The organism is Achromobacter deleyi (assembly GCF_016127315.1).
Lineage (GTDB): Bacteria > Pseudomonadota > Gammaproteobacteria > Burkholderiales > Burkholderiaceae_B > Achromobacter > Achromobacter insuavis_A.
Genome location: NZ_CP065997.1, coordinates 4,696,269 through 4,721,895, shown reverse-complemented (window position 1 = coordinate 4,721,895; position 25,627 = coordinate 4,696,269). Strand labels below are relative to the sequence as shown.

Below are 25,627 nucleotides of genomic sequence, written 5' to 3'. Positions count from 1 at the left end.
GTCCGGAATATTCGGAATCCTAGCCTATTTTTCTTTTATCGGCCGCTGCCTATCCTGCCGGCATTGCGTTCAATGGCGCGCCCTTCCGGCACTGCCCTCGCCCTTTTCCCGTTTGCCAACCCGGCTTCGCGCCGCCTTACCGACATGACCCCATCGCATCCCTCACCCGCCTCCAATCGCTGGCTGCAACTGCTGGCGGCCTGCCTCACGGCCGTGCTCATTCCCCTGTGCTTCACCGGTCCGGCGGTGGTCCTGCCGTCGATCAGCCAGGCGCTGGGCGGCACGCCGGTGCAGCTGAACTGGATCCTCAACGGCTACATCCTGGCCTACGGCAGCGTCATCATGGTGTCCGGCAGCCTCACCGACCTGTATGGCCCGCGCCGCGTCTGGCTCGGCGGACTGGCCTGGTTCTGCGCCTTCACCTTTCCCATCGCCTGGGCGCCATCGGCCGGCTGGATCGACTTCCTGCGCCTGATGCAGGGCGTGGGCGGCGCGGCGGCGTTCGCCGCGGCCATGTCGTCGCTGGCGCCGCTGTTCCATGGCGCCGCCCGCGCCCGCGCCTTCAGCCTGCTGGGCACCACCTTCGGCATCGGCCTGTCGTTCGGACCGCTGATCTCCGGCTGGCTGGTGCAGACCGCCGGCTGGCGCTGGGTGTTCCACGGCACCGGCCTGGTCGGCCTGGTCGGGCTGGCGCTGGTCGCGGCCAGCGTGCGCGCCACCCCGGGCGCGGCCGCGGGCCGCTTCGACTGGCGCGGCGCGCTCAGCTTCACCGGCGCGCTGGGGCTGTTCACCTACGGCATGCTGCTCGCCCCGGAAAACGGCTGGACCGACGCCGCCGTGGCCGGATCGCTGCTGGCCTCGGCGCTGCTGGGCGCAGCCTTCATCCTCACCGAAACCCGCGCCACGCATCCGATGCTGGACCTGTCGCTGTTCCGCCGCCCGCGCTTTGTCGGCGTGCAGGCGCTGGCGGCATCGCCGGCGTTTCTGTTCATCGCGCTGATCGCCATCCTGCCCAGCCGCTTCATCGGCATCGACGGCCACAGCGCGCTGCGCGCCGGCCAGCTGATGATGGGCCTGGCCACGCCGCTGCTGGTGGTGCCGTTCCTGGCCGCGCTGCTGACGCGCCGTTTCAGCCCCGCCGCGCTATCCAGCACCGGCCTGGTGCTGGCAGCCATCGGCCTGGCGTGGCTGGCCCGCGACCTGGGCGGCGACGCCGACCGGCTGTGGCTGCCGATGAGCCTGATCGGCATCGGCATCGGCCTGCCCTGGGGCCTGATGGACGCCATGGCGGTCAGCGTGGTGGAACATGAGCGGGTCGGCATGGCCACCGGCATCTTCAATACCGTGCGCGTGTCCGCCGATGGCGTGGCCATCGCCGCCATCAGCGCCCTGCTGGCCACGCTGATCCACGCCCAGGCCGCCGCCGCCCTGCCCGGCGCGGGCGCCCAGGCGCTGCTGCAGGCCGCCAACCGCGCCGCGCTCGGGCAGCTGGACGAAGCGGGCGCGCTGCTGCCCGGCGCCGGCGACCTGTTGCACCACGCCTACGATCTGGCCTTCGGGCAGGTGCTGTATGCGCTGGCGGGATTCGCGCTGGTGCTGGCCGTGCTGGTCTACGCCTTGCTGGCGCGGCCCGAGACGGCGCCGATGACGCGGGTGCGGACCCCGGCGCATTGAACGCCGGCCTCGGGTCCGGACGCCCGCGCCGACGCGCACGCGGACGCCCACGCGCTCGGACCCGCGGCGGCTTGCGCCAGATCAATCCGGCCCCGCGCCGTCGCGCCCTATTATTCGCGCTGCCGTTTCACGCCGCCAGGAGCCCCTGTTGTCCGAACCCGTGTCCGCCCCCCTGTCCGAACCCGACCTGCCCGAACCCGACATCTGCACCGAAGCCGAAATCCGTGACCTGGTGCACACGTTCTACGCCAAGGCCCGCGCGGACGCCGCGCTGGGCCCGGTATTCGCGGCCCAGGTGCACGACTGGGACGAACACCTGGCGACGCTGTCCGACTTCTGGTCGGCCGTGCTGCTGGGCACCCGGCGCTTCTCCGGCATGCCGATGCCCAAGCACGCCGCGATGCCGCACCTGAGCGCCGAGCTGTTCGAGCGCTGGCTGGTCCTGTGGGGCGAGACGCTGGCGGCCCTGCCGAACCGCGCGCTGGCCGACGCCGCGGGCGAAATGGCCAAGCGCATGGCCCGCAGCCTGTGGTACGGCTACCAGCTCAGCCGCGATCCGAACCAGCCGCTGACGGAACTGCGTCCGGCCTGAGCGCCAGCCGCCTTCATCGCCAGGGCACGCCGCGCCGGCGCCTGGCCGCCGCCGGCCATGCCGCGGCGCACGGCACCATGGGACGCCGCGTTCAATCCACCCGCCACCAGCTCGGCAGCAGGTTACGCACCTTGGCGCGGCGATAGCGGTCATCGATCAGGTGCACCGTGCCCACGTCCTGCTCGGTGCGGATGACGCGGCCCGCCGCCTGCACCACCTTCTGCATGCCGGGATAGAGGTAGGTGTAGTCGTAGCCCTGCGCTTCGCCGTAGCGCCGCTCCATCGCGCGCTTGATGTTCTCGTTGACGGCATTGACCTGCGGCAGCCCCAGGGTGGCGATGAAGGCGCCGATCAGCCGTTTGCCGGGCAGGTCCACGCCCTCGGAGAAAGCGCCGCCCAGGACCGCGAAACCCACGCCCTGCCCGCTTTCCGTGAAGCGCCCCAGGAAGGCGGCGCGGCCGGCCTCGTCCATGCCTGGCGTCTGCAGCCAGATCGGGACCTGCGGATGACGCGAGCGCATCAGGTCGGCCACCTGCCGCAGATAGTCGAAGCTGCTCAGGAAACCCAGGTAGTTGCCCGGCCGGCGCGCGTACTGGTCGGCGATCAGGTCGGTGATCGGTTCGAGCGAGCGTTCTCGGTCGCGGTAGCGGGTCGAGACATGGCCAACCACCTTGACCGCCAATTGCTCGGCCTGGAACGGCGCGGCCACGTCGATCCAGGCCGCCTCGGCCGGCAGGCCCAGGGTGTCGCGATAGAACTGCTGCGGACTCAACGTGCCGGAAAACAGCACGGTCGCGTGCGCTGCCGCATGCCGCGCCGCCAGGTACGACGCTGGCACCACGTTGCGCACGCACAGCGTGGACGGCGGCGTCTTGGCGCCGCGCGCCCCGCCTGCGGCCAGCGTCACGTCGAACAGCGCGTGCGGCCCGAACTGCTCGGCCAGCCGCATGAAATGCAGCGCCTCGAAATAGAACGCCAGCACCGGATCTTCCTGCGCCAGCGGCGCCTCGCCCAGGTAGTCAGTGATGGCGGCCACCGCCTTCTGCACCGCCGCCAGCACGCCGGCCGGCGCCTCGTCGTAGGCCTGGTACGGCTCGGCCTGCTTCTTGTTGAGCGCGGTCCAGGAACGCTGCAGGCCGTCCAGCGGCTTTTTCAGCGCCTTGGGCGCGGCCTGGCGCGCCGCCGCCAGCGCCAGCTGGTTCAATTCGCCGGTATACATGCGGCGCGCGCGGTCGACCAGGTTGTGCGCCTCGTCCACCAGCACCGCCACCTTCCATTGGTGCGCCTGCGTCAGCGCGTGCAGCATGGCGGTGGCGTCGTAGTAGTAGTTGTAGTCGCCCACCACCACGTCGCTCCAGCGGATCAATTCCTGCGACAGGTAGTACGGACATACCTGGTGGGCGCGGGCCGCGGCGCGCACCGCCGGCGCGTCCAGCCGCGGCTGGGCCAGCGCCGTCTCGCGCGCGGCCGGCAGGCGGTCGTAGAAGCCCTGCGCCAGCGGGCAGGAATCGCCGTGGCAGGCCTTGTCGGGATGCTCGCAGGTCTTGTCGCGCGCCTGCAGGTCCAGCACCCGCAGGCCGGGCGCGGCGGGCTGCGCGTTCAGCGTATCCAGCGCGGCCAGCGCCAGCCCGCGCCCCGACCCCTTGGCCGCCAGGAAGAACACCTTGTCCAGCCCGGTGCCCGGGCCGGCCTTGAGCAGCGGAAACAAGGTGCCCAGCGTCTTGCCGATGCCGGTGGGCGCCTGCGCCATCAGGCAGCGACCGTCGCGCGCCGTGCGGTACACCGACACCGCCAGCTCGCGCTGGCCGCTGCGGAACTCGCCATACGGGAACGCCAGCTTTTCCAGCGCCGCGTCGCGCGCCTGGCGGTGCGCCAGTTCGGTGCGCGACCACGCCAGGAAGCGGTCGCATTGTTCGTGGAAGAAGGCCGCCAGCCAGGCCGCGTCGCGGCTCTCGGTCAGCACGGTCTCTTCCTCGGTGGCGACGTTGAAGTACACCAGCGCCACGCGGATCTGCGCCAGGCCGCGCGCCTGGCACAACAGGTGGCCGTAGACCCGCGCCTGGGCCCAATGGGCGGCGCGATGGTTGTCGCGCACGCTGTCGAGCCGGCCGCGGTAGGTCTTGATCTCTTCGAGCTGGTTGGCGACCGGGTCGTAGCCGTCGGCGCGGCCGCGCACCAGCAGGTTGTCGTATTGCCCGGTCAGCGCCACTTCGGTTTCGTAGGCGGGCCCGCGCCGGCCTGTCACGGCGGCGTGGCCGGCCATGCCCTCCAGGCCGCTGGGCGCGGGCGTGAAGCGCAGGTCAAGGTCGCCCGCGCGGGCCGTGAATTCGCAGAGTGCACGCACCGCGACGGTGTAGGTCATGGCGCGGACGCGTCCGGGCAAGCGCCATGCGACGAGCCATCCGCCAGCGATGAAGACGCCGGCTCGCGCCAGCTGACATGGCAGACGCGCACCGGCACGCCATGGTCGGCGCAATACGCCAGCCAGCGGATCTGGTTGTCCTGCAGCTTGTCGCCCGGCCCCTTGATCTCGATGAGCTCGTAGCCGGGCGCCTCCGGGCAAAAGCGGATCAGGTCCGGCAGCCCCGAGCGGTTGGCCTTGACGTCGCGCAGCAGCCGCAGGAAGAACAGCTTCAGGTGCGCAGGCGGCAGGTGGTCCAGCGCCCGCTCGAGCAGCGGTTCGTCGAGCGCACCCCAGAACACGAACGGCGACTGCACGCCCTGCCTGTCGGCGTAGCGCTGGCGGATCGTGGCGCGATACTCGCCCGTGTCCAGCTGCGCCAGGCAGGCGGCGAACAGCGCTTCGCGCCGCGCGTGGAAATCGGGCGCGTCCAGGTCGGCCGGCCCGCGCTGGAACGGATGGAAGAACGCGCCCGGCAGCGGCGCGAACACGGCCGGCCAGCACAGCAGTCCGAACAATGAATTGATCAGCGTGTTCTCGACGTAGTGGACCGGCGCGGCGTCGCGGTGCAGGTGATCGCGCGCGGCGAATTCCACCGCCATCGGCGGCGCGGGCCGCGCGAGTTCCAGGTCGAACCGGGACACCGGCGCGGCCGCGCCGCGCGGCGCGGCCTGCCCCAGCTTGCGGCGCAGGCGCGGCAGCATGCGCGCCAGGCGCTGGGTTTCTTCCTCGCTCTCGGGCCGGGCCTCGGCCTGCAGGGCCAGCGCCAGCGCCTCGTCGAAGCGCGCCATGCGTTCATACACGCGGATGCGGCGATGACGCGCGCCGGGATAGGCGCACAGCGTGTACACCCGTTGCGCCGCCTCCCAATCCTGGGCCCGCTCGCAGGCCTGCCCCAGGCGCAGCAGCACCTTGGCGCGGCGCTTTTCCAGCCAGGCGTTGCCGCTGGCGCAGTCGGCCACCGCCTGCAACAGCGCATCGACGTCCAGGCCATCATCGAGCGCCTGGCGGCAGGCATGCAGGGCCAGGTAGCGGTCCACGTCTTGCCGCGTCTGGAAGGCCCGCGAAGAAGGCTCGAACGGCACCGTTTCGTACTGGAACACGCCCAGGTCGGCCAGCACGAACTCCGACCAGCCCTGGTGCAGGTTGCCGAAGAACATCAGGCGCAAGCGCTCGCACAGGTCGGTGACCGCGACGCGCCAGGCGGGGTCGACCGGGGCGTCGCCGCGCGCCGCGGACTCGCCGCCCAGGTGCGCCCCGCCGGCCACCCAGCACGCGTAGGCGCGGGCGTCCGGATGGCGAGCGCGCAACGCTTCCAGCAGATCCGCCTTGCGTCCCGCGCCCTTGACCGGCGTGGCGGCGAACAGCCGGTCGAGCTCGGGACGCGTATGCAGCGCGAACAATTCGTCCAGCGTCATGGGGCTGTCGGCATCCAGCCACCCCAGCGCCAGCAGCGGCGCGGCGGCCTCGGCCGTGGCCGGGATTTCCTCGTAGACCAGCCGGCTGGCGCGGAACCACGGCCCGCGCCGCATCAGCATGCGCACCAGCAGCGCCTGCGAGGCCTGTGGCAAGGCCGCGAAGTCCGCCATGAAAAGGCGTTCGTGGTCATCCAGCAGATCGGCGTAGCGCGCGCCGACCCACGCCAGGGCGCGCTGGAAGTTGTGCAGGTAGTAGTAGCGGTGCGGGGGCAACATCGGCCGGAACGAATGACTGTTTATTTATCCAGTAATCATAGCAGGCCGCCCCGCCCCCACAACCCTCGGCTTGTACCTATGCGTGCCGCACGATCTCGAACCCTTCGTCGTCCCGCGGCGCCACGAAATACGCCGTGATCGCGTCGTACTGCGCCTCGCTGGTCGTGAACGGATGCGTGCCGGATTCGTTGCGCGCGCGCAGCCGCGCCTTGCAGACATCATCGGGCAGGTCGAGGAAATGCAGCTGGTGGCGGCAGCCGGCGGCCTGCGCCACCTCGCGCAGCCAGGCGCGGCTGGCGCGGGTGTTGGCCGGGAAATCCAGCACCACCGACAATCCGGCCGCGACCAGCGCGGCCACGTGGCCGGCCATCGCCTGGCGCAGGCGGCCGGCGCAGCGGGCATAGTCGGCCACCTCGCGGATCTCGCCGGGATACAACGCCGCCAGCCAGGCGTCCTCGCTGATCAGCAAGGTGCGCGGCCGCGACGCCAGTCGCGCCGCCAGGGTGGACTTGCCGGCGCCGATCTTGCCGCAGAGGAAATGCAGCATGGGTTCGGCGGAAGATGACACGGAAGACGCGTTCGATTGCATGGACAGCCTCGGGAAGAAACCATGGGGCGGGCCAACAAAAAACCCGCCATTGGCGGGTTGATGTAGCGATGATCCGACGCGCGCTAACCCACCGAGGTCCCAGCGGTGGTAATAATCAGGGCGGACGAGCGGTGCGGACGGTTCATGGCACGATCATGCTGGACGCCGCCAAACCTGTCAAACTCATCCGGCACAATGGACGCGCCATCCGAGCGCCGAGCCACCTCCCATCGACACGAAGGAATCCATGCCCAGCCCCGCCGTCACCCTGCGCCAGGCCACCGCCCGCGACGCCGACGCCATCGCCGCCATGCACGCGGCCAGCTGGGCGGTCACTTACCGCGGCCTGCTGCCGGACGGCTTTCTCGACGCCGGCCTGGCGGACAACCGCATGGTGCACTGGCAGGACCAGATGCGCGAGGCCAACACCGACGCGCAGGCCGTGTTCATCGCCGAACAGGACGGCCAGCCGATCGGCTTCGTCTGCGTCAAGCAGGAACACGACCACCCCGGCGAAGTGCTGCTGGACAACCTGCACGTGCTACCCCCCTACCAGGGCACCGGCGCCGGCAAGCTGATGGTGACGCGCGCCGAGGCCTGGGCCCGCGCCCGCGGCGCATCGCGGCTATATCTGTATGCGCTCGAAGGCAACACCCGCGCCATCGACTTCTACGAGCGGCAGGGCTGGCGCAACACCGGCACCGAAACCGACCACATCGGCGGCATCGAGGTGCAGGCGCGCCGCTACGAGCGGCCGGTCTAGCGACGCGCGCCCGGTTTGCGGGTAAGGTATGCCTGAGAGGCCTTCATCGTCCGGCACGCCGGCCCGTGCCACCAGCAGGAACCGTGCATCATGACTACCCTTCGCCTGGCACTGCGCCCGATCCTCGCCGCGATCACGTGCGCATCGCTCGCCGCCTGCGCCAACCCGCCGGCCCGCGGCACGGATCTGGACTATCGCAGCCGCCCTCCCGCGGCCACGCAGGGCACGACCAGCGCCCCGGACCAACGCCTGAACATCCAGACCGGCGAGGGAGAACGCCTGAACCTGCCCTGGTTCATCCAGGACACGCAGAACCTGATCAATCGCCAGTGAGCCTGGCGAGGCGCGTCAGCGCGCCGCGAACCAGTCGCCGGCCACGCTGCCCTTGTGGCCGCAGTAAGGCGGGCCGGAGCCGTCGTCGGGGCTGCCGGGGGGCGCCGTTTCCCGCGCCACCAGCACGGCGCCACGCCGCGTCAGCGTCAGGACCCAGGGGGGACCGTCCTTGTAGGTCACTTTCAGGCTGTCGCCATCGACCACCGCGTTGCCGCTCAGGTCGCACACCCAGTTGCCGTAGTAAGGCATCCACGAACTGACCGCCACGGCCAACTGGCCGTTGGCGCCTTGCGTGATCTCGATCTCGCCCTCGATGTTGCGCCACTTGCCGACGAAGCCGGCGGCCGGACGCGGATTGATGGCCTTCAGCAAAGCCAGGCGCGAACGCATGAAGGTGGCCATTTCCTTGACGGGCGTGCTCTGCGAGAAAGGCGCCTCATAGACCCTGTCCCGCATGCCCAGGAAATAGCGCTGATCGGCGGTCAGCGACTTGGCCGCCTCGGCATCCAGTTTTTCCCGCACATCCTTGTATTGCCGCGCGATCGCCGCATCCTGATCCGCCAGCGCCGAGTTGGCGCAAATCGCTTTCTCGACCGGCGTGCCGGCCTTGGCGCAGTTGAAGGAAGGTGCCGCCGTGGCGCTGCCGGCCACGGCCAGCGATGCCGCCAAGAGCAGAGGACGCATCATGTTGGGAAGTTCTCCAGGTGATGTACGGGTTCGCCGTGCCCGGCGACGCGGGAAAGGAGCCTCGGCCCGGGCATTGCGGACGGTGCGGCTTGAAGTCTACGCGATAACGCCAATGGGCGGCGAGTGCGCCACGGACCGTCCGTCGTGCGCGGGTCCGCGCCTCGAACCCCAAAAAAAATTCGCCCGACGAATCGGGCGAATTCAAATGGGGCGACGCGGGCCAGCCGGCCCGCGGCCGGGCGATTACCGCGCCGGCGCCTTGGCCGCGCCCACTTCCTTGCGCACCTTGGCCACATCCGACGCGCTCACCGCGGCGCCTTCGTTGCCCCAGCTGGAGCGCACGAAGGTCACCACGTCGGCGACCTCCTTGTCGGTCAGGCGCCAGTCGAAGCCCGGCATGGCGTAAGCCGTCGGCGCGGCCGAGGTGCCCGGCATCTGCGCGCCCTTGAGCACGATGTGGATCAGCGACGCGGGGTCGGCCGAGTTCACGGTCGAGCTCAAGGCCAGCTGCGGGAACGTTTCCGCATAGCCCTTGCCGGTGCTGCGGTGGCAGGCCGCGCAGTTGTTCAGGAACGTCATGGCGCCGTCGCTCGTATCCTTGCCGGTGCGCAGGGCCTGCGCCACGGTGTCGTTGTAGGCGAGCGGCTTGGTGGCGTTCTTGTTCACCGGCGGCAGGCTCTTCAGGTACACCGCGATGGCGTTGACGTCGGCGTCGGTCAGGTGCTGGGTGCTGTCCTGCACCACCTGCGCCATGCCGCCGAACGCGGCCGAATGGCCGTTGCGGCCGGACTTCAGGAAGGCGGCGATGTCTTCCTTGCTCCAGCTGCCCAGGCCGTCGGTCATGTCGCCGCGCAGGTTCTTGGCGAGCCAGCCTTCGACCACGCCGCCGGACAGGAAGGCCGAGCCGTCGGCGTCGGTCAGCGCCTTTTCCTGCAAGGCGAAACCGCGCGGGGTATGGCAGGTGCTGCAATGGCCCAGGCCTTCGACCAGGTACTGGCCGCGCAGCAGCGCCACCTTGTCGGCCTCGCTGGCCGGGGCGGTGACCGGCGCGGTGACGACGTCGGGCGCGAACATCCAGCGCCACACGCCCAGCGGCCAGCGCATCGACAGCGGCCAGGTGATGTCGGTGTCCTTGTTGGCCTGCTTGACCGGCTCGACGCCGTGCATGAAGTAGGCGTACAGGGCCTTGACGTCATCCGGCGTGACCTTGGCGTAGGCGGTGTACGGCATCGCCGGGTACAGCGAATGGCCGTCCCTGGCCACGCCATGGCGCACGGCGCGGTCGAAGTCCTCCAGCGTGTAGTTGCCGATGCCCGTGTCCTTGTCGGGCGTGATGTTGGTGGAATAGATGGCGCCCAGCGGCGACTCGATGCCCAGGCCGCCGGCGAAGGGCTTGCCATCCTTGGCGGTGTGGCAGGCGATACAGTCGCCGGCGCGCGACAGGTACTCGCCCTGCTTGATCATCTGGGCGTCGGCCGGGGCGCCGTCGGCGGCCCAGGCGCTGCCACAGGCCAGGACCGAGAGCGCGGCGACAATGGCTTTCTTCATCATTGTCGGCTCCTTATGCCTGGACCAGCGGGCCGGGGTTCTTGAGGTACTGGTCGCGGATCGCTTGCGCGGCCCAGTACGCCAGGGCGCCCACCAGGCCGGTCGGGTTGTAGCCCATGTTCTGCGGGAACACGCAGGCGCCCATCACGAACACGTTGGACACGTCCCAGCTCTGCAGGTACTTGTTGACCACGCTTTCCTTGGGGTTGGCGCCCATGATGGCGCCGCCCGTGTTGTGCGTGCTCTGGTAGACCCGGGTGTCGTAGCGCGCGCCCTTCTTGCGCACGGCGACGAAGTGCTTCTCGGGCTTCATGGCCTTGGCCACGTCCTCCATGCGCTTGCCCATGTAGCCCAGCATGTCGAATTCGTTGTCGTGCCAATCGAACGTCATGCGCAGCAGCGGCTGGCCGAAGCTGTCCTTGTAGGTCGGGTCCAGCGACAGGTAGGCGTCGCGGTACGACATCACCGAGCCGGAGATGCCGATGGTCATGTAGCGCTGGTAGGCGTCCTGCACGCCGGCCTTCCAGGCGGTGCCCCAGCTGGGAGTGCCGGGCGTGGTGGGCGTCATCTTGATGGGACGGCCGCCGTAGCGCACGTGGCGGATGCTGGCGCCGCCGACGAAGCCGAGCGGGCCGTGGTCGAACTGGTCGCCGTTCAGGTCATCCATGCCGACGCCGCCGGCGCCGGTGCCAACGAACGGGTTGAGCTGGGTGCCCTTGGGCAGCAGCACGTTGACCGCGCCGTTCATCTGGTAGGCGTAGTTCTTGCCGACCACGCCTTCGTTGGTCTTGGGATCGTAGGGCTTGCCGATGCCCGACAGCAGCAGCAGGCGCACGTTGTGCATCTGGTAGGCCGACAGGATCACCAGGTCGGCCGGCTGCTCGATCTCGCGGCCCTGGGCGTCGATGTAGGTCACGCCGACGGCCTTCTTGCCGGTCGAATCGAGGTTGACCTTGATGACGTGCGAGTGGGTGCGCAGTTCGAAGTTGGGCTTTTTCAGCAGCACCGGCAGGATGGTGGTCTGCGGCGAGGCCTTCGAATACATGTAGCAGCCGTAGTTCTCGCAGAACCCGCAGAAATTACAGGGGCCCAGGCGCACGCCGTACGGGTTGGTGTACGGGCCGGAGGCGTTGGCCGCGGGCGCCGGATACGGATGGAAGCCCACTTCGCGCGCCGCCTTGTCGAACAGCTGGGCGCCGTAGGTGGTGGCCAGCGGCGGCAGCGGGAATTCCTTGCTGCGCTTGCCTTCCAGCGGGTTGCCGCCCTCGACGATCTGGCCGTTGAGGTTGCCGGCCTTGCCCGAGGTGCCGCAGACGTATTCGAACTTGGAGAAGTACGGTTCCAGCTCGTCGTAGGTGACGCCGAAGTCCTGGATGGTCATGCCTTCGGGAATGAAGCTCTTGCCGTAGCGCGTTTCGTAGCGGGTGCGCAGTTCCAGTTCCTCGGGCAGCGTGCGGTAGTGCATGCCGTTCCAGTGGAAGCCCGCGCCGCCGACGCCGGTGCCGAGCAGGAAGGAGCCATTCTGGCGATACGGCACGGCTACGTCGTCGACGCCATGCCGTATCGTCACGGTCTCCTTGGACAGGTCCTGGAACAGCTTGCCGCGCACGGAGTACGCCAGCTCGTCCAGCACCTTGGGATATTCCGCGTCCTTGGGGGTGTCCTGCATGGCGCCGCGTTCCAGCGCCAGCACGTGCAGGCCGGCCTCGGTCAGCTCCTGGCCCAGGATCGCGCCGGTCCAGCCGAACCCGACCAGCACCGCGTCCACTTTGTCTTTCTTGATCGCCATGGCTTACCCCTTTTCCCCGGAGATCGACACGGGCCCGTAGGGGTACTTGGCGTTGGGCTGGTCGACCCAGTCCATGTAGTCGCCGCGCGCGCCCGGAAAGCCCACCATCTTCCACCCCACCATGTTCTTGTTGCCGCCGTACATCGGGTCGGCGAAGAAGCCTTCCTTGGTATTGCCGAGCAGGAAGCTGAAGAACGTCTTGGCGGGCACGGCGTCGAATTCGATCTTGCCGGCCTGCAGGTCCTTCAGGATCTGTTCCTGCAACGGCTTGTCCAGTTCGGCGTAGAGCTTGCCGTGGGTCTTCTGGCACCAGGCGTCACAGGCCGCGATGCCGTGGCGGTAGACCTCGCGCGGGTTCTGGTTGAGCTGGTAGCCCAGTTCCGGCGCCACGTCGGGATGGAACGGCCCCTGCATGTACCAGAGCTTGCCGTGGCCGTACGGCGTTTCCATCTGGCGGTCGATGAACTCCGGCACGCCGGCCTCGATGGCGCCGGGGCCGTACTGGTCCGCGGGGATCAGGTGATCGACCGCGGCCACGATGAAGTTCCATTCGGGCTTGGTGAAGTAAGTGGGCTCGTAGGCCTTGGCCGCTCGCGCCGCGCCGCTGTCAGCGGCGTTGGTACAGCCCGTGGCGACCACGCCCACCGCCAGCGTCGAGGCCGGCACGATGGCCAACGCCTGCAGAAACCGCCTGCGCGGCTTTGCGTCTTCTGTCATAGACATCTCCGTGAAAATTCCAAGTCGTCCTGGCGCACAGCCGAACATGCACTCCTGGAAACACGAACTGCCGGGCGGCGCCCTGGTGACAACACGCTCTTCTTCGTTACCGAAAAGCAGACCGATCCTTGAAAAGGGACGCAAGGAAAGGTGGCCCTCATTATGCGCTTTTCAGACCAACTGATCTGCTCCACAGACCGGATCAGATCGATTTTCTTGACTTGGGATTTACTTTTGCATTAAGGACACTGTCAGAAGAATGCAAAACCGCCCCTGCTCTGTATAGTGCGCGAGTGCGCGCGCGGCCCGCGCCGGCCCGCCTGCCGCCGGATAACAAACGTTACTCACGGAAACCATTCGATGACGGAAAAGAACAAGACCTGGCGCAGCACGACCACCACCCGCAGTTGGACGATGTCCAGCGGCCTGTCGAGCGAACAGCGCGACGCCATCGAGGCGCTGCGCGGCGCGGGCCTGGGCGACGGGGTCCGCGTCAGCGAACAATGGCGTTACGCCGGCGACGATGGCGACGGGCCGTTCAATGTCGAGATCAAGGATGGCGCGGTCACGGTGAATGGCCGCCGCTACGACAGCCTGGACGAGGTGCCGCGCGAGGAACGCGAACGCATCGAAGCGCTGCGCAACGGCCTGGCCCACGACGGCTTGTGGGACACGCTGCGCGAGGCCGGCCTGGATATTGGCGGCCTGATGGGCGCGGACGCGCCGACCAGCCAGGCCAAGCCCGAATTCATCATGGAAACGGATATCCCCGACGTGCGCGACGCGGCGCCCGCCGGCGCCTCGGCGGCGATATCCGGCGTCGACGCATCCGCGCCGGGCGCGGTGCCGCGCGGCGGCAGCGGCCTGCGCCGCATCGTGCTGGTGGCCGTGGTGGCGGGACTGGCGTGGTGGGTGCTGCGCGCGACCGGCGCGGCCTGAAGCGCGGCCCCTTCCCCGCAGGATCGGCCATCAGGGACTGTCCACCCGCGCCATGGGCAGGCCGCGCCCCGCGGGCCGGCCGGCTTCAGGTGGTGGTCTGCACGTGCAGGCGGCTCGACTTGCAGCGGTGCAGCGCGCGGTAGTGTTCCAGCGGGCGGCCGTTGGCGCCGTAGGCGATGGACTCGATGCGCAGCAGCGGTTCGGGCTCGGTCATGCCGAGCAAGGCGCAGGTCTCGGCGTCCGGCAGCACCGCGTCGATCCAGCGTTCGGCGCGCACGATGCGCAGGCCGTACTGGCGCCGCAGCACGTCGTAGAGCGAACGGTTTTCCAGCCGGGTTCGGTTCAATCCCGGCGCCAGGTCGGCGGGCACGGCGGTTTCCACCAGCAGCTGCAATTCACCATCGACGCTGCGCAGGCGCTTGAGCGCCACCACCTGCGCGTCGCCGGCCAGGCCGAGCGAAGTCATCTCGCGTTCGCTTGGCGCGCGCAATTCCTGCTGCAGCACCTGAGTGCGCACGGTGCGGCCCTTGCGCTCCATCTCATCGGAAAACCCCAGCACGGTCGAGACGAAGTCCTCGTCGCGTTCGCGCGCCGAGACGAAGGCGCCCTGCCCGCGGATCTTGTAGATCAGGCCATTGCGCACCAGGTCAGCTAGCGCCTCGCGCACCACGATGCGCGAGATGCCGTACTGCTCGCCGAACTCGGCCTCGGTCGGCAGCTTGGCGCCGACCGCCAGTTCGCCCTGCAGGATCTTGCCGCGCACCACGTCGCGGAACTGGGTCCAGAGCGGGGCGCTGGCGCTGCGGTCCAGCACGGTGTCTTCGGTCGGGGTGAAGCTGTTCATAGCGTGATCGGACTTGGAATCGAAGCGGAAAATTGAACACGGTGCCGGTCCCGCAGCGTATCGATGCAGGCCTGCAATTCTTGCTCGCGCCGCGCGGCGTTCCAGCCCAGCTCGGCCGCGGCGATGGCGGCAAGCTCGGCCGCCAACGCGGCGGTGACGCGGCCACGGATGGCCAGCAGCGTGCGGCGGATCACCAGGTCGGCCAGGTGCTGCACGGCCGTCTCGCGGCACAGGAAGCGGACCTCGGCCGCCGAATGGTCCGGCGCGTGCCGCAGCGGCGCGTCGCCTTCGGCGGCGAAACGCGGCGCCAGCGCCTGCGCGCGGGAACCATAGCGGTTGACCAGTTCGGCCACGCGCGCGCGGCCCAATCCGCTGGCCCGCACGATGCCATCGACCAGGCGTTCCCGGCCCGGCGCGTCGGCGGGCATATCCGCGCCGCCGCCGATGGCAAGACTTTCGGTGGACTGCGCGCGCGGACGGCCCAGTTGCCGCAGCACCGCGTCGGCCGCCGACTGCGCCAGCGAGCGGAAGGTGGTCCATTTGCCGCCCACCAGGCACACCAGCGGCACCTCGCGGATGGCGTTGGGCGGGTCGATCGCCACCGCGTGGTCGCGCGAGATCTGGCCCGGCCTGTCGGCGCCTGACTGCGCCAGCGGCCGCACGCCGACGTAAGTGTAGACCACGTCGGCGGGACCGAAATCCAGCCGCGGAAAGACCTCGCGCAGCACGTCCAGCAGGTAGTCGACCTCGGCCGGCTCGGTGGCGGCCAGGTCGGGATCGTCGACCGGAATATCGGTGGAGCCGACCAGCACCCGGTCCAGGAACGGATAGACGATGCAGACGCGGCCGTCCGAGGCCTCGAAATACGCCATGCGGCCCTGCAGGGCCTCGCGCAGCGCGGGATGGTCCAGGATCAGGTGCGAGCCCTTGGTGCCCATGACGCGCGAACCGGCCCCTTGCAGCGCGCTGGCCGAGCGGTCGAGCCAGGCGCCGGTGGCGTTGACCACGGTGTCGGCGGTGACCTGCACCGATTCGCCGGTGAGCTCGTCGCGCAGCGTCACGCTGCGCCCCTGGCAGGCAGTGACGCTGCAATAGTTGGCGGCGGCCGAGGCCGGCTGGTCGCGGTGGCCGTCGTGGATCAGTTCCAGCACCAGCCATTCGGGATGGCGGATCCAGGCGTCGTAGTAGGTCGCGGTCCAGCGCACGGCGGCGCCGAACAGCGCGCCATCGGCGGCCGGCACGCGCGCGATACGGTGCTCCGGCATGACGCGCTGGCGCCGGCCCAGCCGGTCGTACAGCCGCAGGCCCAGCCCCACCACGCACAGGCCGCGGGCGCCGGGCGAGGCGCGAAATCCCGCAAAGCGCAGCACGCTGCCCGCCAAGCCACCGAAGCGGCTCGACAGCGGCACCACGGTTTCCAGCGGCCGCACCAGGTGCGCGGCGTTGCGCAGCAACAGGTTGCGCTCGCGCGTGGCCTCGGCCACCAGCGAGAACGCGCCGCTCTCCAGATAGCGCAGGCCGCCATGGATCATGCGCGACGGCGCGCTGCTGGCACCGGCGGCGATGTCGGCCTTGTCGACGATCAGGCAATCCACGCCTTGCAGCGACAGGTCGCGGAACACGCCGGCGCCATTGACGCCGGCGCCGACGATCACGGTCGAGAAATGGCGGCCCGCCAACGCTGCCGGACGCGTGTAGGGCGACGTCGCGGGCGTCATCGCGCCGCTCCCGAGAGTTGGCCGAAGGCCGGCGCCAGGCTGTCCACCACGCGGTGGAACTGTCCGTAGAAATCGGTATGGGCCGCCTGTTCCCGCGCGTCCGGCGCCACCTGCTCGCACGGCGCCGGCAGGCAATCGGCGGCGTCCTGCCCTTGCGACAGGGCCGCATAGCCGGCCGCGCCGCGGGCGCCGGTCTCGTCGTCGCCGCAGCGTTCGACCGCGTGGCCGAGAAAGCCCGCCAGCAAGCGCGCCATGCGCCGGTCGCGCGCGCCGCCGCCCAGCGCCGCCACCCGACCCGGTGCGCCCAGGCCCAGCGCCGCCAGCCGCTTCAGGTGCCAGGCATGCCAGGCCGCCACGCCATCGATCACGGCCCGCGCCATGTGGGCGCGCGTGTGCTGCGCCTGCAGCCCGACGAAGCCGGCGCTGGCGCCCGCGGGCCTGTTGCCGCCATTGATGAACGGCAGGAAGCGCAGGCCCTCGGCGCCCAGCGGCACGGACATGGCGCATTCGACCACGGCGGCCGCGTCGGCGAACTGCAACGCGCGCGCCGCCCAGGCCACATTGGCCATCGACGACGGGCTGTTCTCCAGGTACAGCCGCCGCGCCGGGTCGCCGAAGCTGACGATGGCGCCGACCTCGGGCTTGGGTTCGCGGGCGGGCGCCACCACCGCGTTGACACACCAGGTGCCCAACACGGCCACCGCGTGGCCCTGGCGCTCGGCGCCCACCGCCCGCAGCGAGGCCAACAGGTCGATCGCGCCCATCGCCACCGGGATGTCCGGCGGCAAGCCGAAGGCCGAGGCGGCCGCGGCCGACACCCCCCGACCACGCTGCCGGCCGCCACGATCGGCGCTGGCGCCCGCGCGCCCAGGTCGGCCAGGCCGGCGGCCTCGAACGCCAGCGACGACCAGCCGCCCTCGCGCAGCGCCAGCAGGCCCGCGGTGCTGGCGTCGCTGGCGTCCGTGGCGATCTCGCCGGTCAGAAGGAAGGTCAGATAGTCCTTGGCGAACAGCAGATGGCGCGCGCGGTCGCGCAGCGCGGGATCGGCGCCCAGCAACTCGGCCGCGATCAGCGACGACTGGCCCGACCACGGCCGGCAACCGACCTCGTCATACAGCGCATCGCCGGCGCGTTCGCCCAGCGCGCGGGCCCGGGCCGCAGCGCGCTGGTCGGTCGAGGCCACGGCGCGCGCGCCCAGCAGCTGGCCGCGCGGGTCCAGCAGGTACAGCCCCGCGCCATGGCCCGTGCAGCTCAAGGCGCGGATGTCCCGCGTCCGCTCGCCGAGCTGGCCGGCCACGCCGCGCAGGGCCCGCGCCAGCGCCGCCGCGATGGCGTCGGCGGCCAGCTCGCAGCCCCCCTGCGGCAACTGCCGGTAAGGCAGCGCGCCGCCCGCGGCCGCCAGCGTGGCCCCGCTCCCGGCCGCGAAGGCAACCGCCTTCAGGCCCGTGGAGCCCATGTCGATCCCGAGGTAGATGTCTGTTCTCATGTCATAACATTGTCTACGGAATTTTTTTTGAGAATAGCAGTGTTTCCCCTAGTAATCTAAAAATTTCGGCTGCCATATAGTGCAGCGACCAGGGCAACGATGTCATAACAACTAAATCGCCCCAAGACGCATCATCAGCAGGTTCCCGGGCCGCGAGGCCGTTGGATCAATGCAAGGACGAGGAGCGAAGAACATGAGACGAGATTTCCTGAAGACCGTGGCGGCGGCGGGCGCGGGCCTGGCCAGCGCCAATGCCTTTGCGCAGTCCGCGCCGCAAGCCCCCGGGCTGCGCGGCAACGCCAATGACGTCTACGTGATGAACGTGATGGTGTCGGGCGTGGAGTACTGGTTCCCGGTGTACGAAATGATGAAGCAGCTGGGCCAGTCGCTCGGCGTGCGCACGCGCTATTCCGGCACGCCGGAATACGACGTCAACAAGCAGCTGGCCTCGTTCGAGCAGGAGCTGGCGCGCAAGCCGGCCGGCATCCTGCTGCACCCGATGAACCCCGATCCGTTCATCGAGCCCATCAATCGCGCCGCCGCCATGGGCATCCCGGTGGTGACCTTCGCCGCCGATTCGCCCAATTCCAGGCGGGTCTCGTTCGTCACCTCCGACAACGACCGCGAAGGCGCGCAGGCCGCCGACGCCATCGCCGCCGCGCTCGGCGGCAAGGGCGAATACGCGGTGCTGGAGAACCCCGGCCAGGACAACCACGACCGCCGCATCGCCGCCTTCATCAACCGCATGAAGACCCAGCACCCCGGCATGAAACTGGTGGGCCGCGCGGCCAGCAACCAGGACCCGAACAAGGCCTACCAGGCCACGCTGAGCCTGGCGCAGGGCAACCCCGGCCTGGGCGCGCTGTTCATGCCCGAGGCCAACTCGGCGCTGGGCGCGGCGCAGGCCAGCATCGAGACCAAGAAGAACATCAAGGTGCTGTGCTGCGACGTCAACGCCAAGATCCTGGACATGATCAAGTCGGGCGAGGTCTACGGCTCGGTCAACCCGAACCAGGGCGTGCAGGGCTACATGGGCATGATGCTGCTGTTCCTGGCGCGCAACCAGCAACTGATCGACCCGATGAACGACGCCAGGCGCAACGGCACCAACCCGATGGCGGTGCCGTTCCTGGACAACGGCCTGTCGATCGTCAGCAAGGCCAACGCCGACGACTTCTACTGGGACAAGTACCTGGCGCGGCGCGGCACCAAGGGCATCAACGAATGACGGCGACCGCGCCCCTGCTGGAACTGCAGGGCATCAGCAAGCACTTCGGCGCGTCGCAGGCGCTGGCCGGCGTGCGCTTCTCGCTGCAACGGGGCGAAATCCACGCCCTGTGCGGCGAGAACGGCGCCGGCAAGTCGACGCTGATGAAGATCATCGACGGCATCCACCAGCCCGACGCGGGCGCCATCCTGCTGGAAGGCCGGCGCGTGGTGATCGACGGCCCGGCCCACGCCATGCGGCTGGGCATCGGCCTGGTGCACCAGGAAATCGCGCTGTGCGGCGACGCCACGGTGGCCGAGAACCTGTTCATGCCCCACATCAACACCCAGCGCGGAGCCTGGATGGACTACGCCGGCCTGAACCGGCGCGCCCGCGAAGTGCTGGGGCGGCTGGGCCAGGACATCGACCCGGGCCTGCGGGTGGACCAGCTGGGCATCTCCAGCCAGCAACTGGTGGAGATCGCGCGTGCCCTGACGCTGGACTGCAAGGTGCTGATCCTGGACGAGCCGACGGCGGCGCTGACCGAGGTCGAATCGGCCGCGCTGTTCCGCGTGCTGCACGGCCTGAAGGCCCAGGGCATCGGCATCATCTACATCAGCCACCGCATGGCCGAGATCTTCTCGCACTGCGACCGCGTCACCGTGCTGCGCGATGGCCGCGACGTGCACTGCGGCGCGCTGTCCGAGCTCACGCCCGACGCGCTGGTGCGCCGCATGGTCGGGCGCGACCTGGGCAACTACTACCCGCCGCGCGCCGCCGACGGCGGCCAGCCGCCCGAGACCGTGCTGCAAGTCACGGACCTGGACGATGGCGCGCGCGTGCACGGCATCTCGTTCACGCTGCGGCGTGGCGAGATCCTCGGCATTTCGGGGCTGATGGGCGCCGGCCGCAGCGAGCTGGCCGAAACCGTCTGCGGCCTGCGGCGCGCGCGCCGCGGCTCGGTCAGCCTGCGCGGCCAGCCCCTGCGGCTGCGGCGCTATGCCGACGCCCTGCGCCATGGCATCGCCTACCTGAGCGAAGACCGCAAGGCCGCCGGCCTGTTCCTGGACATGCCGATCGAGCGCAACGTGTCGTCGATGGCGCTGGCCCGCGTCAGCGGCCGCTTCGGCCTGTTGCGGCGCGCGGCCGAGCGGCGGCTGGCCGCCGAGCTGGGCGCGCGGCTCAAGCTCAAGGCCGCCGGCGTCGACCAGGACGCCAGCTGCCTGTCGGGCGGCAACCAGCAGAAGGTCGCCATCGCCAAGCTGCTGGCCACCCGCCCCGCCGTGCTGCTGATGGATGAGCCGACGCGCGGCGTGGACGTGGGCGCCAAGTCCGAAATCCACCATCTGCTGCGCGAGCTGGCCGACCAGGGCGTGGGCGTGGTGGTGATCTCATCCGAACTGCCCGAGATCATCGGCCTGTGCGACCGCGCGCTGGTGATCCGCAACGGCACCCTGGCCGGCGAACTGGCCGCGGCCGACATGACTGAAGAAAAGCTGCTGAGGCTGGCCTCCGGCCTGGGCGCACAGGAGACGCCATGATGACCCTTCCCCCCTCCCCGCCTTCGGCCGGCGCGATGCTGTCGCCGGGCGCGACCGCGGCCGACGCGCCGCCGCGCCTGCGCCACCGGCTGGCCAGCCTGCGCGAAGCCGGCCTGCTGCTGATCATCGCCGCGCTGTGCGTGGTCATGAGCTTCGCCTCGCCCCACTTCCTGACCTGGGAGAACGTGCGCGCGATGCTGTTGTCGTTCTCCATCGAGGGCATCGTGGTGGTCGGCATGACCTTCCTGGTGATCGTCGGCGGCATCGACCTGTCGGTGGGCTCGGTGGTGTGCCTGGCCATGGTGGTCACCGGCAAGCTGTTCCTGATGGGACTGGACCCGTGGACCGCGGGTCTCGCGGCGATCGCGGCCAGCGCCGCCATCGGCGCCATGATCGGCGGCTGCGTCACGCGCATCGGGCTGAGCCACTTCATCGCCTCGCTGGCCTTCATGGTCATCGTGCGCGGGCTGTGCCTGGCCATCACCCAGGGCACGCCGCAATCGCTGTTCTCGCTGCCGCCATCGTTCAAGTTCATCGGCCAGGGCAACGTCGCCGGCATCCCCGCGGTGATCCTGATCTTCGGCGCCATCGTCATCGCCAGCGACTTCGCGCTGCGCCGCTCGGCGCTGCTGCGCAAGGTGTTCTACACCGGCAGCAACGAGAAGGCCGCGCTGTACGCCGGCATCCGCACCGGCCGCGTCAAGTTCTGGGTCACCGTGCTGTGCTCGGCGCTGGCCGGCCTGGCCGGCGTGGTCTACACCGCGCGCTTCGGCGCCGCCACCCCGACCTTCGGCGTCGGCATGGAGCTGAACGTGATCGCCGCGGTGGTGATCGGCGGGGCCAGCCTCAAGGGCGGCTCGGGCACCGTGCTGGGCGCGGTGCTGGGGCTGGCGCTGCTGTCGGTGGTGACCAGCTCGCTGATCCTGCTGGACGTGTCGCCGTACTGGCAGGACGTGGTCAAGGGCCTGATCCTGCTGGGCGCGGTGACCGTCGACCATCTCATGAACGTCAAGAAGGGACACCGATGAACACCATCACGCTGGGCACTTCCGGCATCCGCTGCCAGTCCGTGGGCCTGGGCACCTGGGCCATGGGCGGCTGGATGTGGGGCGGCAACGACGACGCGGCCGCCATCGACGCCATCCGCGCCTCGCTCGACGCGGGCGTGCAGCTGATCGACACCGCGCCGGCCTACGGCCTGGGCCATGCCGAAACGCTGGTCGGCCGCGCGCTGGCGGGCCGCCGCGACCAGGCCATCATCGCCACCAAGTGCGGACTGGTGTGGCACACCCGCCAGGGCCGGCATTTCTTCGACGAGGCCGGCCAGGCGGTGCACCGCCACCTGGGCCGCGACTCCATCTTCCACGAGGTCGAACAGAGCCTGGCGCGCCTGCGCACCGACTACATCGACCTGTACATCACCCATTGGCAGGACGAGACCACGCCAGTGGCCGAGACCATGGCCGCGCTGCTCGACCTGAAGCGCCAGGGCAGGATCCGCGCCATCGGCGTCAGCAACGTCGACGCCGCCACGCTGGCCGAGTATCTGCGCCACGGCCCGGTCGACGCCATCCAGGAGCGCTACAGCCTGATCGACCGCGAGATCGAATCGACCCTGATGCCGCTGTGCCGCGATCACGGCGTCGGCATCCTCGGCTATTCGTCGCTGGCGCTGGGCCTGCTGGCCGGCCCGATCGACCCGGCGCGGCAATTCACCGGCGACGACCAGCGCGCCGGCAACCCGCGCTTCGGCGCCGCCAACCGCGCCCGGCTGGCGGCGTTCTTCGACGAACTGGAGCCGCTGCGCCGGCAACTGGACTGCCCGTTCTCGCAACTGATGATCGCCTGGACCACGCGCCCCGGCGGCGTCAGCGTGGCGCTGTGCGGCGCCCGCGACGCGCGCCAGGCCACCCAGAACGCCCGCGCGGCCCTGCTGCGCCTCTCCCCCTCCCACATCGCCGCCATCGACGCGGCGGCCCGGCGCCACCTGCAAGCGCTGGACTGAACCAGGAACCCGCATGCCCCACCTCAAGCAAGCCCGCCTGAACCGCCTTTTCACCGCCGGCCGTTGCCTGGACATCGCCGTCGACCATGGCGTCTGCAACGAACCCAGCTTCCTCGATGGCCTGGAGGACATGCCCGCCGTCATGGCGCAGCTGCTGGCCGCCGGCCCCGACGCCATCCAGCTCAACTACGGCCAGGCCGACCTGCTGCAGCACCACCCCGCCCGCGCCAAGCCCGCGCTGGTGATGCGGCTGGACATGGGCAACCCCTACAACGCCATGATCCATCGCGTCATGTGGGCGGTGCTGCAGAACGAGCACGACCCGGTGCTGCCCGCGGTGCGAATGGACGCGGCCTGCGTGGTCGTCAACCTGTTCATGCTGCCCGGCGAGCCCGACCTGTTCCGCCAGTGCGTCGCCAACATCGCCCGCGTGCGCGCCGACTGCGAGCGCTACGGCATGCCGCTGATGATCGAGCCGCTGGTGATGGCGCCGCATTCCGAGCGCGGCGGCTACATGGTCGACGGCGACGCCGACAAGATCGTGACGCTGGTGCGGCTGGCGCGCGAGATGGGCGCCGACATCGTCAAGGCCGACCCCACCACCCACACCGCCGACTTCCACCGCGTGGTGCAGGCGGCGCGCTGCCCGGTGCTGGTGCGCGGCGGCGGCCGCGAGGACCTGCGCCAGGTGTTCGGCCGCTCGCGCGAACTGCTGGACCAGGGCGCCGTGGGGCTGGTGTACGGCCGCAACGTATACCAGCACGCCGATCCCTCGGCGGTGGTGCGGGCGCTGATGGCCATGATCCACGACAACGCCGACGCCGCCCGCGCCTGGGACATCTACCAGGCGGGCACCGCGCGCTGAGGCGGGCCGGCGGCGGCTGCGTCGTCGCGGACCGCCGCCGGTCCATCGAAGCTCCGCCCCTTCCGCAACAATCCTGTCATCGGCCGCGCGCTACGCTTTTCGCACCCCACGCGGAGGTGCCCATGAAGTTGCCGGTCGATTTGCTAGCCCAGGCCCTGGCCGCCTACCCCAAGCGCGCCGACGAGGTCGCCGCGCTGCGCCAGCGCAATGCGGCCGAGTCCGCCCGCCAGCTCGATGGCGCCGAGCACTTCGCCCGCCGCCGCGCCATGATCGCGGCCAGCGCCCGCGAAAGCGCCGACCTGGCATTCGAGCGCTACATCGGCACCAACGACCTGCTGCCCAGCAACTACCTGCTGTCGGGCTATCTGCACGCGCTCTCGGTCGGCCGCATCCGCTACCTGGACCGGACCACGCGGCGCACGGCCTACGCCACCGGCTTCATGGTCACGCCCGAGCTGATGATCACCAACCATCACGTCTTCCCGGTGGCCACGGCCGCCGAATTCGCCGCCTTCGCCGACGGCGCGGTGATCGAATTCGGCTACGAATACGACGTGCTCGGCCGGCTCCAGGAGCCGGTGGCCCACGCCCTCGATCCGGAGACCTTCCTGCACACCCACGCCGCGCTGGACCTGGCGCTGGTGGCGGTGCGGCCGCTCGACGTCGGCGGCCGGCGCGCGCTGGCCGACCAGGGCTACCTGGTGCTGGACGGCTCGCTCGGCAAGGCCGGCGCGGGCGACTACGCCACCATCGTGCAGCACCCCGACGGCCGCGAGAAACAGGTGGCGCTGCGCAACAACGAGATCGTCGACAACAGCCTGGCCGACGTCCTGATCTACCAGAGCGACACCGCGCCCGGCAGCAGCGGCGCGGCGGTCTTCAACAACGAATGGCAGGTCATCGCCCTGCATAGCGCCGGCGTGGCCAGGCAGGACGCATCGGGCAACTACCTGGACCGCGACGGCCAGATCATCCCGGTCGAGAACGGCCGCGTCGACGAGTCGCGGCTGGTGTGGCTGAGCAACCGCGGCATCCGCGTCAGCGCCATCGTCGCCTACCTGCTGTCGCCCGCCAGCCAGGTGGACCAGCATCCGCTGATCCAGACCCTGCGCAGCCCCGCCTACACCAACGCCCGCCCCTTCACCGCGGCCGCGCTGCCGGTGTTGCCGGCGCAGGAACTGACACGGGCCGCCGCGCCGGCCGCGACGGCCGCCCCGGCGCCGATCGAGATCCGCATCCGCATCAGCGCCGACCAGCCCGTCGCCATCCAGGCGCTGACTGACGGCGCCCCGCCGCAACCGCTGGCCTTCGAGAAGAAAGGCGAGGACGCGCAGGACTACGCCGCCTGCCTGGGCTACGACGACCAGTTCATGGGCATCCGCCTGCCGCTGCCCGCGCCCAACGCGGCCCTGCGCAAGAAGCTCGCGCGGCGCGGCGACGCGCCCGCCGACTTCGTGCTGAAGTACCACCACTTCAGCGCCCTGCAGCACGCCGTGCGGCGCGTGCCCGTGCTCAGCGCCATCAACGTCTACGGCAAGCAGCGCTACGCCGAACTGGACGACAGCACCCGCAAGGACCGCTGGCTGCGCGACAACCGCATCGACTACGACGCCCAGCTCGACGACGCCTGGTATGCCAAGAGCGGCTTCGATCGCGGCCACCTGTCGCGCCGCGAGGACGCCGAATGGGGCCCGACCCTGGCCGCCGCCAAGACCGCCGCCGACATGACCTGCTCGTACGCCAACGCGGTGCCGCAGGTGCCGGCGTTCAACCGCGCGATCATGGGCTATCACGGCCAGTGGGGCCGGCTCGAACAGATGCTGCTAGAACAGGGCGTGGAAGGCGAGTCCGGCAAGAGCGCCCGCATCTGCGTCTACAGCGGCCCGATCTTCCTGAACGACGATCCGGTCTACGCCTCGGTGCAGGTCGCGCTGAGCTGCTTCAAGGTGGTGGCCTGGTTCGACGCCCGCGGCGCGCTGCGCGCCACCGGCTTCCGGCTATCGCAGGAAAAGCTGGTCGACGGCATCGACTTCGAGGTGCTGCATTTCGACAAGCTGTTCAAGATGCAGCAAAAGCCGCTGGCGTGGATCGAGGGGGCCACCGGCCTGGCGTTCCCGCAGGCGCTGCGCGACGCCGACACCCATGACGCGGCCTCTGAAGCCGTCGACGACGCCGCCATCGAACGGCTGCTGACCTTGCCCGAGCAGGCGCGCGACTAGGGCGTCGCGGCATTCA

General features: G+C 70.0%; 21 protein-coding genes and 1 pseudogene. 11 read left to right on the top strand and 11 right to left on the bottom strand.

The features are described 5' to 3' along the window. Positions 1–144: 144 nt before the first annotated feature. A complete protein-coding gene (locus tag I6I07_RS21450) occupies positions 145–1,674 on the top strand; it encodes an MFS transporter (RefSeq protein WP_198483631.1) in 1,530 nt (509 codons plus the stop codon). A gap of 187 nt (positions 1,675–1,861) precedes the next feature. Beyond that, positions 1,862–2,266 carry a group III truncated hemoglobin gene (locus tag I6I07_RS21445; RefSeq protein WP_198487620.1) on the top strand — a complete coding sequence of 135 codons (405 nt, stop codon included), beginning with the start codon at positions 1,862–1,864 and terminating at the stop codon, positions 2,264–2,266. A 91-nt stretch (positions 2,267–2,357) separates the two neighbouring features. On the opposite strand, the gene I6I07_RS21440 is transcribed toward I6I07_RS21445, so the two are convergent. The 3 genes from I6I07_RS21440 to I6I07_RS21430 all read right to left on the bottom strand — a co-directional run bounded on the left by I6I07_RS21440 (position 2,358) and on the right by I6I07_RS21430 (position 6,950). Next, entirely contained in the window at positions 2,358–4,628 is a 2,271-nt protein-coding gene (locus I6I07_RS21440; protein ID WP_198483630.1) for an ATP-dependent DNA helicase, read from the bottom strand. After that, the gene (locus tag I6I07_RS21435; protein WP_198483629.1) at positions 4,625–6,361 is read right to left on the bottom strand and encodes a VRR-NUC domain-containing protein; all 1,737 of its coding nucleotides are present in this window, start codon (positions 6,359–6,361) and stop codon (positions 4,625–4,627) included. Before I6I07_RS21435 ends, I6I07_RS21440 begins: the two co-directional genes overlap by 4 nt. Positions 6,362–6,437: 76 nt before the next feature. Beyond that, positions 6,438–6,950, bottom strand: coding sequence for an AAA family ATPase (locus tag I6I07_RS21430; protein ID WP_198483628.1), 513 nt, complete (start codon positions 6,948–6,950; stop codon positions 6,438–6,440). A gap of 247 nt (positions 6,951–7,197) precedes the next feature. Between I6I07_RS21430 and I6I07_RS21425 the strand changes: the two genes are divergently transcribed. Further along, complete coding sequence (locus tag I6I07_RS21425; protein ID WP_198483627.1) at positions 7,198–7,713, top strand: GNAT family N-acetyltransferase; 516 nt, start codon at positions 7,198–7,200, stop codon at positions 7,711–7,713. 90 nt (positions 7,714–7,803) lie between these two features. After that, entirely contained in the window at positions 7,804–8,046 is a 243-nt protein-coding gene (locus I6I07_RS21420; RefSeq protein ID WP_006395505.1) for a hypothetical protein, read from the top strand. Positions 8,047–8,061: 15 nt separating this feature from the next. On the opposite strand, the gene I6I07_RS21415 is transcribed toward I6I07_RS21420, so the two are convergent. The 4 genes from I6I07_RS21415 to I6I07_RS21400 all read right to left on the bottom strand — a co-directional run bounded on the left by I6I07_RS21415 (position 8,062) and on the right by I6I07_RS21400 (position 12,787). Beyond that, positions 8,062–8,733, bottom strand: coding sequence for a lysozyme inhibitor LprI family protein (locus tag I6I07_RS21415; protein ID WP_198483626.1), 672 nt, complete (start codon positions 8,731–8,733; stop codon positions 8,062–8,064). Positions 8,734–8,976: 243 nt separating this feature from the next. After that, positions 8,977–10,284: a c-type cytochrome gene (locus I6I07_RS21410; protein WP_198483625.1), complete on the bottom strand. Its 1,308-nt coding sequence runs from the start codon at positions 10,282–10,284 to the stop codon at positions 8,977–8,979. 10 nt (positions 10,285–10,294) lie between these two features. After that, positions 10,295–12,070, bottom strand: coding sequence for a GMC family oxidoreductase (locus I6I07_RS21405; RefSeq protein WP_116522695.1), 1,776 nt, complete (start codon positions 12,068–12,070; stop codon positions 10,295–10,297). A gap of 3 nt (positions 12,071–12,073) precedes the next feature. After that, a complete protein-coding gene (locus I6I07_RS21400; RefSeq protein WP_116522694.1) occupies positions 12,074–12,787 on the bottom strand; it encodes a gluconate 2-dehydrogenase subunit 3 family protein in 714 nt (237 codons plus the stop codon). Between the two features lie 360 nt (positions 12,788–13,147). On the opposite strand from I6I07_RS21400, the gene I6I07_RS21395 reads away from it, so the two are divergent. Beyond that, on the top strand, positions 13,148–13,726 hold the full coding sequence (locus I6I07_RS21395; protein WP_198483624.1) for a hypothetical protein: 579 nt from the start codon (positions 13,148–13,150) through the stop codon (positions 13,724–13,726). Between the two features lie 85 nt (positions 13,727–13,811). Here the strand turns inward: I6I07_RS21395 and I6I07_RS21390 are convergent, their stop codons facing one another. The 4 genes and pseudogenes from I6I07_RS21390 to I6I07_RS31870 all read right to left on the bottom strand — a co-directional run. Then, complete coding sequence (locus I6I07_RS21390) at positions 13,812–14,570, bottom strand: GntR family transcriptional regulator (protein WP_198483623.1); 759 nt, start codon at positions 14,568–14,570, stop codon at positions 13,812–13,814. Further along, on the bottom strand, positions 14,567–16,288 hold the full coding sequence (locus I6I07_RS21385; protein WP_198483622.1) for a glycerol-3-phosphate dehydrogenase/oxidase: 1,722 nt from the start codon (positions 16,286–16,288) through the stop codon (positions 14,567–14,569). Before I6I07_RS21385 ends, I6I07_RS21390 begins: the two co-directional genes overlap by 4 nt. After that, positions 16,285–17,076: an FGGY-family carbohydrate kinase gene (locus I6I07_RS31875; protein ID WP_332840420.1), complete on the bottom strand. Its 792-nt coding sequence runs from the start codon at positions 17,074–17,076 to the stop codon at positions 16,285–16,287. Before I6I07_RS31875 ends, I6I07_RS21385 begins: the two co-directional genes overlap by 4 nt. 80 nt (positions 17,077–17,156) lie before the next feature. Continuing rightward, positions 17,157–17,744 (bottom strand): annotated as a pseudogene (locus I6I07_RS31870) (FGGY family carbohydrate kinase); the annotation flags it as partial. 223 nt (positions 17,745–17,967) lie between these two features. Here I6I07_RS31870 and I6I07_RS21375 point away from each other — a divergent pair. The 6 genes from I6I07_RS21375 (at position 17,968) to I6I07_RS21350 (ending at position 25,611) form a co-directional block, all read left to right on the top strand. Then, positions 17,968–19,002: a substrate-binding domain-containing protein gene (locus I6I07_RS21375; protein WP_198483621.1), complete on the top strand. Its 1,035-nt coding sequence runs from the start codon at positions 17,968–17,970 to the stop codon at positions 19,000–19,002. Further along, positions 18,999–20,522: a sugar ABC transporter ATP-binding protein gene (locus I6I07_RS21370; protein WP_198483620.1), complete on the top strand. Its 1,524-nt coding sequence runs from the start codon at positions 18,999–19,001 to the stop codon at positions 20,520–20,522. The genes I6I07_RS21375 and I6I07_RS21370 overlap by 4 nt, the downstream gene beginning before the upstream one ends. A 35-nt stretch (positions 20,523–20,557) precedes the next feature. Continuing rightward, positions 20,558–21,550 (top strand): ABC transporter permease, encoded by a 993-nt coding sequence (locus I6I07_RS21365; protein WP_198487619.1) that lies wholly within the window; start codon positions 20,558–20,560, stop codon positions 21,548–21,550. Beyond that, the gene (locus I6I07_RS21360; RefSeq protein ID WP_198483619.1) at positions 21,547–22,527 is read left to right on the top strand and encodes an aldo/keto reductase; all 981 of its coding nucleotides are present in this window, start codon (positions 21,547–21,549) and stop codon (positions 22,525–22,527) included. The genes I6I07_RS21365 and I6I07_RS21360 overlap by 4 nt, the downstream gene beginning before the upstream one ends. A gap of 13 nt (positions 22,528–22,540) precedes the next feature. After that, a complete protein-coding gene (locus I6I07_RS21355; protein ID WP_198483618.1) occupies positions 22,541–23,392 on the top strand; it encodes a class I fructose-bisphosphate aldolase in 852 nt (283 codons plus the stop codon). Positions 23,393–23,514: 122 nt separating this feature from the next. Next, the gene (locus I6I07_RS21350) at positions 23,515–25,611 is read left to right on the top strand and encodes a DNA/RNA non-specific endonuclease (RefSeq protein ID WP_198483617.1); all 2,097 of its coding nucleotides are present in this window, start codon (positions 23,515–23,517) and stop codon (positions 25,609–25,611) included. The last annotated feature ends 16 nt before the right edge of the window (positions 25,612–25,627 follow it).

Coding starts and splice junctions, on each gene's coding strand:
- I6I07_RS21450 (WP_198483631.1), top strand. CDS start 145: ATGACCCCATCGCATCCCTCACCCGCCTCCAATCGCTGGCTGCAACTG.
- I6I07_RS21440 (WP_198483630.1), bottom strand. CDS start 4,628: ATGACCTACACCGTCGCGGTGCGTGCACTCTGCGAATTCACGGCCCGC.
- I6I07_RS21435 (WP_198483629.1), bottom strand. CDS start 6,361: ATGTTGCCCCCGCACCGCTACTACTACCTGCACAACTTCCAGCGCGCC.
- I6I07_RS21430 (WP_198483628.1), bottom strand. CDS start 6,950: ATGCAATCGAACGCGTCTTCCGTGTCATCTTCCGCCGAACCCATGCTG.
- I6I07_RS21425 (WP_198483627.1), top strand. CDS start 7,198: ATGCCCAGCCCCGCCGTCACCCTGCGCCAGGCCACCGCCCGCGACGCC.
- I6I07_RS21420 (WP_006395505.1), top strand. CDS start 7,804: ATGACTACCCTTCGCCTGGCACTGCGCCCGATCCTCGCCGCGATCACG.
- I6I07_RS21415 (WP_198483626.1), bottom strand. CDS start 8,733: ATGATGCGTCCTCTGCTCTTGGCGGCATCGCTGGCCGTGGCCGGCAGC.
- I6I07_RS21410 (WP_198483625.1), bottom strand. CDS start 10,284: ATGATGAAGAAAGCCATTGTCGCCGCGCTCTCGGTCCTGGCCTGTGGC.
- I6I07_RS21405 (WP_116522695.1), bottom strand. CDS start 12,070: ATGGCGATCAAGAAAGACAAAGTGGACGCGGTGCTGGTCGGGTTCGGC.
- I6I07_RS21400 (WP_116522694.1), bottom strand. CDS start 12,787: ATGACAGAAGACGCAAAGCCGCGCAGGCGGTTTCTGCAGGCGTTGGCC.
- I6I07_RS21395 (WP_198483624.1), top strand. CDS start 13,148: ATGACGGAAAAGAACAAGACCTGGCGCAGCACGACCACCACCCGCAGT.
- I6I07_RS21390 (WP_198483623.1), bottom strand. CDS start 14,570: ATGAACAGCTTCACCCCGACCGAAGACACCGTGCTGGACCGCAGCGCC.
- I6I07_RS21385 (WP_198483622.1), bottom strand. CDS start 16,288: ATGACGCCCGCGACGTCGCCCTACACGCGTCCGGCAGCGTTGGCGGGC.
- I6I07_RS21375 (WP_198483621.1), top strand. CDS start 17,968: ATGAGACGAGATTTCCTGAAGACCGTGGCGGCGGCGGGCGCGGGCCTG.
- I6I07_RS21370 (WP_198483620.1), top strand. CDS start 18,999: ATGACGGCGACCGCGCCCCTGCTGGAACTGCAGGGCATCAGCAAGCAC.
- I6I07_RS21365 (WP_198487619.1), top strand. CDS start 20,558: ATGCTGTCGCCGGGCGCGACCGCGGCCGACGCGCCGCCGCGCCTGCGC.
- I6I07_RS21360 (WP_198483619.1), top strand. CDS start 21,547: ATGAACACCATCACGCTGGGCACTTCCGGCATCCGCTGCCAGTCCGTG.
- I6I07_RS21355 (WP_198483618.1), top strand. CDS start 22,541: ATGCCCCACCTCAAGCAAGCCCGCCTGAACCGCCTTTTCACCGCCGGC.
- I6I07_RS21350 (WP_198483617.1), top strand. CDS start 23,515: ATGAAGTTGCCGGTCGATTTGCTAGCCCAGGCCCTGGCCGCCTACCCC.